This window comes from Desulfosarcina sp. (genome assembly GCF_033791525.1).
Taxonomy (GTDB): Bacteria; Desulfobacterota; Desulfobacteria; order Desulfobacterales; family Desulfosarcinaceae; genus Desulfosarcina.
Map to the genome: position 1 here is coordinate 1 of NZ_JASJGN010000439.1, position 11,668 is coordinate 11,668.

The 11,668-nt window shown below is 55.6% G+C and carries 11 protein-coding genes; 9 read left to right on the forward strand and 2 right to left on the reverse strand.

Going from position 1 to position 11,668, the window contains the following annotated elements; genetic code table 11:
• Positions 1 to 584: 584 nt before the first annotated feature.
• Entirely contained in the window at positions 585 to 1,313 is a 729-nt protein-coding gene (locus QNK41_RS20880; RefSeq protein WP_319261137.1) for a DUF4197 domain-containing protein, read from the reverse strand.
• A 102-nt stretch (positions 1,314 to 1,415) separates the two neighbouring features.
• The gene (locus QNK41_RS20885; RefSeq protein ID WP_319261139.1) at positions 1,416 to 2,528 is read right to left on the reverse strand and encodes a hypothetical protein; all 1,113 of its coding nucleotides are present in this window, start codon (positions 2,526 to 2,528) and stop codon (positions 1,416 to 1,418) included.
• A 58-nt stretch (positions 2,529 to 2,586) separates the two neighbouring features.
• Here QNK41_RS20885 and QNK41_RS20890 point away from each other — a divergent pair, with 58 nt between their 5' ends.
• The 9 genes from QNK41_RS20890 to QNK41_RS20930 form a co-directional block, all read left to right on the forward strand.
• Complete coding sequence (locus QNK41_RS20890; RefSeq protein ID WP_319261141.1) at positions 2,587 to 2,772, forward strand: hypothetical protein; 186 nt, start codon at positions 2,587 to 2,589, stop codon at positions 2,770 to 2,772.
• A 98-nt stretch (positions 2,773 to 2,870) separates the two neighbouring features.
• Positions 2,871 to 3,713 (forward strand): ATP-dependent sacrificial sulfur transferase LarE, encoded by an 843-nt coding sequence (larE, locus tag QNK41_RS20895; protein WP_319261143.1) that lies wholly within the window; start codon positions 2,871 to 2,873, stop codon positions 3,711 to 3,713.
• On the forward strand, positions 3,682 to 4,209 hold the full coding sequence (locus tag QNK41_RS20900; RefSeq protein WP_319261146.1) for a GNAT family N-acetyltransferase: 528 nt from the start codon (positions 3,682 to 3,684) through the stop codon (positions 4,207 to 4,209). Before larE ends, QNK41_RS20900 begins: the two co-directional genes overlap by 32 nt.
• Positions 4,210 to 4,256: 47 nt before the next feature.
• Positions 4,257 to 5,492 (forward strand): lipoprotein-releasing ABC transporter permease subunit, encoded by a 1,236-nt coding sequence (locus QNK41_RS20905; RefSeq protein WP_319261149.1) that lies wholly within the window; start codon positions 4,257 to 4,259, stop codon positions 5,490 to 5,492.
• Between the two features lie 94 nt (positions 5,493 to 5,586).
• The gene (locus QNK41_RS20910; protein ID WP_319261151.1) at positions 5,587 to 6,291 is read left to right on the forward strand and encodes a DUF6901 family protein; all 705 of its coding nucleotides are present in this window, start codon (positions 5,587 to 5,589) and stop codon (positions 6,289 to 6,291) included.
• Positions 6,284 to 6,808 (forward strand): C40 family peptidase, encoded by a 525-nt coding sequence (locus QNK41_RS20915; protein WP_319261153.1) that lies wholly within the window; start codon positions 6,284 to 6,286, stop codon positions 6,806 to 6,808. The genes QNK41_RS20910 and QNK41_RS20915 overlap by 8 nt, the downstream gene beginning before the upstream one ends.
• A 160-nt stretch (positions 6,809 to 6,968) precedes the next feature.
• Positions 6,969 to 8,573 (forward strand): DEAD/DEAH box helicase, encoded by a 1,605-nt coding sequence (locus tag QNK41_RS20920; RefSeq protein WP_319261155.1) that lies wholly within the window; start codon positions 6,969 to 6,971, stop codon positions 8,571 to 8,573.
• A gap of 75 nt (positions 8,574 to 8,648) precedes the next feature.
• Entirely contained in the window at positions 8,649 to 9,788 is a 1,140-nt protein-coding gene (locus tag QNK41_RS20925; RefSeq protein ID WP_319261158.1) for a THUMP domain-containing class I SAM-dependent RNA methyltransferase, read from the forward strand.
• 309 nt (positions 9,789 to 10,097) lie between these two features.
• On the forward strand, positions 10,098 to 11,668 hold a 1,571-nt coding region (locus QNK41_RS20930), incomplete at its 3' end, for an ATP-binding cassette domain-containing protein (RefSeq protein WP_319261161.1).

Sequence of the window (11,668 nt, forward strand, 5' to 3'; positions counted from 1 at the left end):
CCATCGATGGTTGTATTCAAAAGGTGAAACCCAATGGGTTTGCCGATCTTTATCCGCCTCAGGCGGATCACCCCATCTTCGGCGTTAGCTATCGCCGCGCATAGTCCACTATAGCGCGACGACATCTGCCTTGAATCTGCGGCAAGCTCGACAATCGCTCAGATTGGGTGCAAAAAAAATCGGGCAAGACCCGGAGGAAGGTCTTGCCCGAAATAAAGCGTGTAACAGATTTGGCCCTCTGCATCCTGCAGGACGATCAGAAAACCCTTAGGTTGGAGCATAAATCAGATTACCTTCGCTGCTTTTGCTTAAAGCATATGATATGCCATCATTTAAATATTATTTAAAAACAAATGAAATCAATGGGATGTAGAATAATTGCCGATAGAAGGATTACGAATATGGGCAACCTTTTTCACATCAGTTGGGAAATGATGGTAACAAATGAAAGCCCCTGCAGAGGCATGCTGCAGGGGCTTTCGAATGGGTGGAATGGAGGTTTATGGCATTTCCACGTTAAGCATTAAGATCCTGGCCATTCCGATTGGTTACATCTTTCCTACTATCTGACCAGCTCAGTCGCCCTATTGAAAGACTTTTTTTAGTAAATCCGTGACACGGGCCGCGGGATCATTTCTGATTTTGGCCTCTTCTTCCGCCAACCGGATAAACAATCCATCGATTGATTTTTCGGTGACATAATCGTCCAGATCGACCGCGTAATCACCGGCAAAAGGAATCGATTGAATTTTTTCGGACAATGATTGATAGGACCGGGTAACACCGACACTTTCCATGGATTGTTCGATGATCGGCTTAAACAGTGTCTGTAACTTGCCCGAAGTTTTGTTTTTAAAGTAGGTGGTAGCCTCGTTGTCCCCACCTTTGAGAATTTTATCCGCGTCTGAAAATGTCATTTCTTTGATGGCATCGACGAACAACGTCTTGGCTTCTGGCGCCGCTTTTTCCGCAGCACGATTCATGCTCAAGTCAAATGCATCGAGTTCAGAAGCAAACCCGGTGGCGCGCAGAATTTTTTCAAATTTCTGAAAGGATTGGGGCAGGGGAATTTTCAGCTGCGGATTACCATAGTAACCATTGACCTGTGAAAGGGCCATAACCGTTTTGTCGGTGCCGATCTCCAGCGCCTCCTTCAAGCCGTCGACGATTTCATTTTGGGACACACCCGAACTCCCGCCGATGGTTTCCTGCACCTTTTTAAAAATACTCCCAAAATCAGCGTATCCGGATGAAAAGGGGAAAAAAGATAGGATAAGCAGGCAGCCACCTGCAATAAAGCTTCTTTTATTCATCGCGGGCTCCTTCTGCCGGTTGAAATAAATAAGGGGATTCGCCGGCACGGGTCAGGCGATCCCCCCATTTATGACATAGCTGGTTAACGCGTTAGAAATCGATTAATGCTGATCGTCGGCGGGTGGCGGGTTTTCGCCGGACCCCTCGTCTTCAGGCGTGTCTTCCGTCTGCTGGGCGGTAACCGCTTCCGCCTTGGCCTCGTCAGCGGCCTGTTTAGCGACCGCCTGTTCTTCCAGAGCGGTGATCGCCGCTTCATGGGTGGTGATTGTCCGGGCGATCAACTCCTCCTGGACCTTGTCCGTGGTCAATTTATCGGTCTCGTTGAGAAATCCGATGGCGGCTTTCAGATCATCGATGGTTCCTCGGCTGGCGGCCACATCGGCTTTGTAAGTGAGAATCAACCGGTCGATGTTATCGAGGCGCTGATAAGCCGAGGCACGAAGGGCGTTGGTGGACCCGTATTCGAGTGCAGTTTTCAATGTGGCCTTGATTCCTTCGAAATCCGGTATCCCTGGAATGTCCAGCAGGGCGTCGGCCTTGTCGATGTAATACTGGAACACCAGCGGGTATACGTCCCCGGAGCGGTAGGTCGCTTGAGTCTCTTCGGGAGCAGCGACACCGGGCAGGGCGATGATTAGTTTTTTGCCGATGGGGGAAAATTTACCCTTCCATATTTCCAGTGCGCCCTGATTTTCTGCCAGATAATACTTGAAGGAGTTGGATGCACTGGCGCCGATCACCAGCAGAATGAGAAACGCCAGTCCGGCGGCGAAGATCTTCATGGTGTTGTCAACAGGGTCCGATGGCTTCTTGGCTGCCGCCTGCGCAGGCAGCGGTTCGTAGGAAACCGATACGTCAGATTTCTGGGCGGCGGCTTTCTTGATGGCTTCCGCCTTCTCAGCCGCAGCGGCTTTCTCGGCAGCGGCTTTCTCGGCAGCGGCCTTCTCGGCAGCGGCCTTCTCGGCGGCGGCCTTCTCGGCAGCAGCTTTCTCGGCAGCGGCCTTCTTGGCGGCGGCTTTTTTCGTAGCGTCTATCAAATCCTTTTCACTGTAAGTGTTGGCGAGAAGCCCGCTAACACGTTTAGCATCTTTGGCTTCAAAACCGGATAGAAACTCGGGTGCCGTGGATGCGGATTTGGCGATCATCTTCTTGGGCACGGTGTAAAGGACTTTGGGGGTGACGATATCAAATTTTTTCTTCAGAAGATCTTTCACCGAAACTGGCTTGGTTTTTGGCGCTGCCTTTTTTGCCGGCTTGGGTGCCGGTTTAGGCTTGGCTGCCGCTTTTGGCGCAGCTGGCGCAGCTTTCGTGGCCGGCGCTTTTTTCTTCGGGTTTGACGCAGATGCGGCTTTTTTCGGCGCTCGTTTCTTCTTGGAAGTGGATTTGATAAGACTCTTTTTCCCCATGAAAAACCCCTTTGAATTTGTATTTGGATTGGCCTATAATAAAACGGAGTGACAACCAATGCTTATAATGGATTACATATTGATTGTAAATAATTTTTTGGAATCCGGCCGGAACCGAAACCATCCGTCAAGGCCTGGAAAAAAGTGATTATGCCGGCTTCGCTTCAGGATAAAAAAAAACGGTTGATTCAGGTCTTGAAAACCTTCGATCGCCTTGCGGTGGCGCTTTCCGGTGGGGTGGACAGTGCCCTGTTGCTGGCCGAAGCCCATGCCGCCCTGGGCCAAAACGTAATCGCCGTCACGGCACGGTCTCCCATCCATCCGGACACGGACATCGTTGATGCGGCGAAGATTGCCGCCAGGCTGGGGGTGCCTCATTTAATCATTGACTCCGCAGAGATGGGACGGGCTGATTTTCTTGCCAATACCCCGGAGCGGTGCTACATCTGCAAAAAGGCTGTTTTCGGGCATTTGCTGGTGCTGATCCGGGAAAAAGGGTTCCAACACCTGGCTCATGGAGCCAATGTCGATGACCGTGGCGACTATCGTCCCGGAATGAGAGCCGCCCGCGAACTGGGTGTGGCAGCCCCGCTGATGGATGCGGGGTTGACCAAGGATGATATCCGGCATATGGCCAGGGAGCGGCACCTGTTCGTCTGGGACAAGCCGGCCATGGCATGCCTGGCCACCCGGTTTCCCTACGGAACACCCATCGATGCTGCCAAAATTGAACAGGTCCGGCGCGCCGAGCAGGTGCTTGCTGATGCCGGGCTTGTCGGCTGCCGCGTTCGTCACCACGGAGATGTCGCCCGGATCGAAGTTGCCTTGGATCAACTGCCGAGGCTGGTGGCTGATCCATTGAGACGCCGTATCGTCGAACCCTTGCGCAAATTAGGCTTTCTGCATGTCTCCGTGGATCTGGAAGGCTATGTGACCGGCAGCATGAACCGGGTGCTCGACCATGACCAAGACACCCGTACACCCAATAGCTGAAGCAACCCTGCGAGAGACCACCATGACCGATCTTCTTGTCAAGCTTTATGATTTACCCGACCCGGGAGCGCAGTTGACGGCATTGGCCGAAAAGGACATTGTTGTGCGGCGGGCCATGGCCAGTGAAAAAAACAGGGTTGTCGGATGGACCCAAAACCGGTTTGGCGATGGGTGGGCCGCCGAGTGTGAGGTGGCCTTTGCCCGGCAGCCGATTGCCTGCATGATCGCGGTTTCCGGCGGCCGATTGGCAGGGTTTGCCTGCCACGACAGCACATGCCGCAATTTTTTCGGCCCCATCGGCATCGATTCTGATTTACGCCAGAAGGGGGTCGGCCGTGCCGTGTTGCTGGCCACCTTGCACGCCATGGCCGATGCCGGTTATGCCTATGCCATCATCGGGGGTGCCGGACCGACGGCCTTTTTTGAAAAGTGTGCGGGTGCCGTTACCATACCCGGATCGACGCCGGGCGTCTACCGGCCAACCATTCATAAATAAGGGAGCGGTAACGCCAGCCGACTCTTGTTCTCATCAGGAAAACATTAATGTCTTTTACATGGTTCGTGGGCACCCGCTATCTCAGGGCCCGGCAAAAACAGGCATTCATATCACTGATCACCTTTCTGGCCACCGCGGGCATCGCCGTGGGCGTGATGGCTCTGATCGTTGTCATTGCCGTGATGACCGGGTTTGAATCTGAACTGCAAAACCGAATTTTGGGCATTGAATCGCATGTGCTGGTGATGCGCTACGGGGAATCGGTGTCGGATATCGACGCCACGGCGACGAAGATCGAATCCACCGACGGGATCCTGTCGGCTACTCCGTTTATCTATACCCAGGTGATGCTGCGAAGCTCCCATGGCGTGACCGGCGCGGTGTTGAAAGCCCTTGACCCAACCCGGCCGGGCCCGCCCATTTTTGTCGGTAAAAACATTGCCCTTGTGGATGTTCTGGCTGACGCCGCGCCTGACGAATCTGACGGAAAGGTGCCCGGATTGGTGGTCGGGCGGGTGACCGCCGAGCGGCTGAAAGTCGCTGTTGGAGACCCCGTCTATCTCATATCTCCTTTGGGAAAGGGAACTGCCGCCAACCAGATGCCCGTGGTGATGCGCTTTTCCGTGGCCGGCATTTTTGAAACGGGCATGAACGAATATGACGGCGCCATGTCCTTCGTACGCTTGGATGTCGCCCAGCGCCTGCTCCATATGCCGGGGCAGGCCACCGGCTTTGAGGTGCGGGTTGCCGATATATACCAGGCCAAACAGATTGCCGACGCCATTGTTGCCCGTATCGGCTTCCCCTTCTGGGCGCGGGACTGGATGCAGATGAACCGCAACCTGTTCTCCATGCTACGGCTTCAAAAAACGGTGATGTACATTATTTTGACGCTCATCGTGGTTGTGGCTGCATTCAACATTGCCAGCGCCCTGATCATGATGGTGATGGAAAAGACAAAAGATATCGCAATCTTAAAGACTATCGGGGCCACCAATCAGCATATTCGGCAAATCTTTGTGTGCAAAGGGTTGGTGATCGGTTGCCTGGGAACCGCCATTGGCGGGGTGCTGGGGTTTATTCTGTGCAGTATCCTGAAACAGTACCCGTTCATTAAATTGCCCGGAGATGTCTACTTTCTCACCACGCTGCCGGTAAGTCTGCAACTGGTGGATGTCCTGATCATCGGCCTGTCCACGGTGGTGATCTGCTTTTTGGCCACCTTGTACCCGGCAGCCAGCGCGTCGGCCCTCGATCCGGTGGACGGGATCCGTTATGGCTGAGTCGCCGTTCATTGGCGTGGAATTTGCTTAATATCCAATGAAAAGAACGGCGGCAGCCATAAGCGGTTTTCAACACCCGGATAGAGAGACGCCCATGAACGACAATGCATATTGGTTCAACTATGACATCGAACTCGAGGACGGCCAGAGCACGCGTTTTCACATCGCGCTGGATCCGTTGACGCTGACCATGAAGCCGGCGTCACCCGAGCCCTTTCCGCCTTGGACAGAGCTTTCTTACCAGCAGTGTAAATGTTGCCGCCTGTCTCCCAACACGCACTTGTACTGCCCCATTGCCGTGAACATCACGGAACTGGTGGATCGGTTCAAGGATATCCTGTCCCACAAAAACTGCATGGTCGTCTGTGAAACCGCCGACCGCACCTATTCAAAAAGAACCTCGGCCATGGAGGGATTGACCTCGGTGTTCGGCATTGTCATGGCCACCAGCAACTGTCCGGTGATGAATTTCCTCAAACCCATGGCCCGCTTTCATCTGCCCTTTTCATCCGTGGAAGAGACCACCGCCCGCAGCACCTCGCTGTTCCTGCTCGGTCAGTATTTCGAATTCAAAAAGGGCCGCGTGAACCGTTTTGACTTCGATAAACTCGAAAAAAGCTACGCCCGGGTGCAACTGGTCAACGAGGGCCTTTTGGCGCGCATCCACAGCGTGGGCAAGCGGGATGCGGATAAAAATGCCATCATCACCCTGCATTCCATATCCCAGTTTCTCTCCATGGAGATGGATTTCAGTCTGACAACCATCGCCCACCTGTTTGAAAGGGGTCCAGATGCCTGATGCCGGCACCTATTGCAGCCACTTCCACCGGCTCCTGAACAGAGGCGTCATGGCGAGCCCGTTGCTGATTATATTGACCCTGATGATCACCGGATGCGCCACCACTGCTGCCCCCGACCCTGAACCAGTGGTTTTGACACCTGACGGAACCCGGTCGGCGCAGGTCCTGCGGGCCGAGATCCAGTCCTGGTTGGGGACCCCCCACCGGATGGGCGGCCTGAGCCGCCGGGGCATCGATTGCTCGGGGCTGGTGGTCGTCTTGTATGACGGCTTGTTTGACATGCGCCTGCCGAGAACGACAAGGGCCCTCATGCGCAAAGGCCGTCGCGTGGAAAAGCGCAATCTGACCGCCGGAGACCTCGTTTTTTTCAAACCCGACACCAAATTCCACCACGTGGGCATCTACTTGGGCCAAGGCGAGTTTGTCCACGCCTCCACCAGTTACGGGGTGATGCTTTCCCGAATGGACAATGACTTCTGGCGCCAATGCTACCTGACCAGTCGGCGACTGCTATAAATCGATTAGCCAATAGCCCTTGCAATTCGTGGCTGATATTCGTATATTAACGCGGGCCTTTATCTCGGGCCCGATTTATTTAGGGCCACGGTCAAAGGCGCCCGCATATGGGCCAGCCTGCCGTTAAGAGAAATGAAAGGATTTTTAGGTTAGCCGAATTTTGATAGGAAAACTGATTAAAGCCATAAAGGGCCGGCTATTCGACAGCGATCGCCCCAATACTGCCGAACCGTCTGAAAAGAATAGCTCACCGTCACCCGCAGCACAATCGGAACCCAGTCCCGGAACGAAGAAAAAGCGTTCTCCCCGCCCAAGACCGGAAGGCACGGAATCAACGCGCAAACCCTATATCGAATCGTCTTCACGGGGAAAGCCGAACCATCCGGCCGTCGCCTGGGATCCGGGACTGTTTCAGGTTCCCGTGGAAGCAGGCAAGACCCGCTTCCACGACCTGGGTCTTCCCGATCCGATCATGCACGCCATCGCCGATACCGGGTTTCAATACTGCACCCCCATCCAGGCGGAGATCATGCCGGCTACCTTAAAAGGCCGGGATGCCTTCGGCCGGGCCCAGACCGGCACCGGCAAAACCGCTGCTTTTCTCATCACCGTGCTTACACGGATGCTGGCCAATCCCATCAAGGGAAAACGACCCCCCGGCACACCCCGGGTGCTCATCATCGCACCGACCCGCGAACTGGTGCTGCAGATTGCCGACGAAGCCAATCTCCTTTCCGCCTATTGCTCCTTTTCCATCGTCAGCGTATTCGGCGGAATGGACTACGAAAAGCAGCGGCGGCAACTGCACGGCAGGCCCGTGGACATCATTGTCGCCACCCCGGGCCGCCTGCTGGATTTCAAGCGCCGCAGGGATCTGAACCTGAGCCGGGTAGAGATGCTTATCCTCGACGAAGCGGACCGCATGCTCGACATGGGATTTATTCCCGATGTGCGCCAGATTGTCTACAGCACACCGCATAAAGACAAGCGTCAGACCCTGTTTTTCAGCGCCACGCTCACGCCGGAGGTCACCCGCCTGAGCGCCAGCTGGACCAAGGATCCGCTGTCCGTCGAGATCGAACCGGAACAGGTGGCTGTGGACACGGTCGAGCAGGTGGTCTACATCGTCACCACCGACGAAAAATTCTCTTTGACCTATAACATCATCACCCGTCAGAATCTGGACCGCGTGCTGGTCTTCTGCAACCGTCGCGATGAAACCCGGCGGCTGGCTGAAATGCTGGACCGCTACCGTATCAACTGTGCCGTGTTGTCCGGCGAGGTACCGCAGAATAAGCGGATCCGAACGCTGGAACAGTTCAAGTCCGGCAAGATCCGCGTGCTGGTGGCCACGGATGTGGCCGGCCGTGGCATTCACATCGAGGGTATGGATTACGTGATCAACTTCACGCTGCCCCACGATGCCGAAGACTACGTTCACCGCATTGGCCGCACCGGCCGAGCCGGGGCAGCCGGAACCTCCATCAGCTTTGCCTGTGAGGAGGACTCTTTCTACCTGCCGGCTATCGAAGCGTTCATCGGCCATTCACTGCCCTGCATCCAACCCGAAGAGGGATGGCTGGAATTGCCCCCGGCACCGCGTCGGCGGCGTGCCAATCCCGCTCTCGGTCCCGGCGGCGCGGGGCAGAAAAGCCGGCGGCCGCGACCGAGTAAGGGCGACGGGGCGAAACGGCACTATCGCAATCGCGGCGGCCGCCCTAACCGCGCTTCATCCGGTAAACCAAGAAGGACATCTTCTGCATGACCCCGCACGAATGCATGATCAGTCTAATGGCCGATCTCATTGGTTTACCTGACTGGCCCCGCGGGTGACCCATCCATGTCAGACGATCAGACCCACACCCCCTATTTTGCCCAGATTGCCGATGGCCTGGAAGCGACCGGAGCTGCCGAACTGGCTGAACTGGGTGCGGTGGACACCCGCCCGGTTCGCCGCGGCATCCATTTCAAGGCGGATCGATCATCGCTTTACCGCATCAATTATTGCGCCCGGTTGAACAGTCGTGTCCTCGCACCGATTCAATCATTTGCCTGCCCGGACGCTGCAGCTATCTACCGGGCGGCCCGACGCATCGACTGGACGCGATTTTTAGGCTTGGATCAGACATTTGCCGTTTTCGCCAGCACCGCCGGCAGTACCGTTCCCCATTCGCAGTTTGCCGGGCTGAAACTCAAGGATGCGGTCGCCGACCAGTTCCGGGAGGCATTCGGGAGACGGCCGAACGTCGATCCGCGAACGCCCGACCTGTGGATCAATCTCTATGTGGAAAAGGATCGGGGAACCATCAGTGTCGATACCTCCGGCGGCAGCCTTCACCGTCGTGGATATCGCACCCGCAGTGGTGACGCCCCCATGCAGGAGACAGTGGCCGCCGCCATGGTACGCCTGTCCGGATGGGACGGCCGGGCGCCTCTGGCCGATCCCATGTGCGGATCCGGTACCCTGGTTATTGAAGCGGTGATGGCTTATTGCCGCATTCCGGCCGGTTATCTTCGCCATCGGTTTGGTTTTCAGCAGCTTCCTGATTACGACCCCAACCTATGGAAAACCGTTAAAGATGAGGCGGCCAGCCGGATTCGAAAATTGGCGGACCGCCTCATTTACGCCAGCGACATCGATTCCCAAGCGGTTTCGGCGACCCGGGCCAACTGCAAGATGGTTCCCCATGCACGCACGGTAAACGTCTTGAGAATGGATTTCAGGCAAATCGAAGGGCTGGAGAACCGGATCATTCTGTGCAACCCGCCATACGGCATCCGCATGAAGCGTCCGGACGGCCTGGAAGACTTTTACCGGCAACTGGGCGATTTTTTAAAGCAACGCTGCAAAGGATCGGAAGCGTACATCTATTTTGGCAACCGGGAGATGATCAAGCGGATCGGGTTGAAACCCGCGTGGAAAAAACCGTTGAGAAACGGGGGACTGGACGGACGATTGGTCAAGTACGAAATGTACTAAGGATGAGTATCCATTTCCTTCAAAGCCTGTTTTCGATGTCAGGAAATTATAAGGATGGATAGCCAATAAATAACAATAGCCAAAAACCAAATGACAAACAAATCACAATAGCCAAATTCTAAATTCCAAACCTAATTATTTTGATGAACCGAGATTCCACTCATTAATAGTTGAGAAATCAAAATGACAGTCAGCTGTTGGTCATTGCCATTTTGAGATCTGGATATTGTAATTTGGGATTTGTTTGAGATTTGTATTTTGTGATTTGTTTTTTCCAGCTCTTCCGAAATAGGTATTATCGGAAAAAATATGGCCCTGATTACCATTCGCGATATTTGCATGAGCTTCGGCGCAGAGCCATTGCTGGACCGGGTAAACCTGACGGTGGCGTCCGGAGAGCGGATCGGCCTGCTGGGCAGAAACGGTGTGGGCAAAACCACCCTCATGAACATTATCGGCGGCAGCCTGTCGCCGGACCGTGGAGAGGTGATGCGGTCCCAGGGCGTCACGGTGAGCATCCTGGCCCAGGGCGTCCCCGCAGACCTTCACGGGACGGTGTTCGATGTCATCTGTCAGGGAATGGGACCAAGGGGAGGGCGTCTGGCGGCGTATCGCCGCATGTGTGATCTGAACGAATCGGTCGACAGCACGGCCGAGGATGCCTCGAAGAAGCTGATGGCCCTGCAGCAGACCATTGACAGCGAAGACGGCTGGCAGATCCGGCAGCAGGTGGCGCACATCATTTCTCAGATGAACCTGGCGGCGGATGGGGACGTGAGCACCTTTTCCGCCGGCATGAAGCGCCAGGTGCTCCTGGCTGCTGCGCTAGTGGCCCGACCGGACGTCCTTCTGCTGGACGAACCCACCAACCACCTGGACATGACGGCCATTGACTGGCTGGAGTCGTTTCTGCTCAAGTGGCGCGGCACACTGATTCTGGTCACCCACGATCGGATGATGATCCGCCGCCTGGCCACCCGAATCGTGGAGATCGACCGGGGGCGCCTGAACGCCTGGGACTGCGATTATGACACCTATGAGCAGCGCAGCCAGGATCGCCTGGAGGCCGAAGAGAAGGGAAATCTGAGGTTCGATAAAAAGCTATCCGCCGAGGAAACGTGGATCCGGCAGGGCATCAAGGCCCGCCGCACCCGCAACGAAGGGCGGGTGCGGGCGCTGGAAAAGCTTCGCGAACGTCGCCGCAGCCGACGGGACCGCACAGGCAGGGTGCGCATGGCCCTGGAAGAAGCTGAACGAAGCGGAAAAACGGTTGTCGAGGCCACTGACCTGACCTTTGCCTATGGGGATCGGAGCATCGTCAGGGAATTGTCATGCACCATCATGCGAGGCGACCGAATCGGCATCCTGGGACCCAACGGCGCCGGCAAATCCACCCTGATCCGTCTGCTGTTAGGCGACTTGTCGCCCCAGCAGGGGCGAATCAAACACGGCACTAATCTGGAAGTGATTTACTTTGATCAGCTGCGCGGGCAGTTGGATGAGAACAAGACTGTTCAGGAGAATGTTTCCCCGGCGGGTGACATGATGGAAGTCGGCGGAAAAAGCCGCCATGTCATTGGTTACCTGAAGGACTTTCTTTTTTCTCCTCAACGATCCCGCACCCCCGTGTGGGTGCTTTCTGGGGGTGAGAAGAACCGCCTGTTGCTGGCCAAACTCTTTGCCCGTCCAGCCAATGTCCTGGTGCTGGACGAGCCTACCAATGATTTGGATGTGGAAACCCTGGAACTCCTGGAGGAGCTACTCTTAGGCTACAGCGGCACGGTGCTGCTGGTGAGCCACGACCGGACATTTGTCAACAACGTGGTCACCAGTACGCTGGTTTTTGAAGGGTCCGGTCAAATCGAAGGATACGCCGGTGG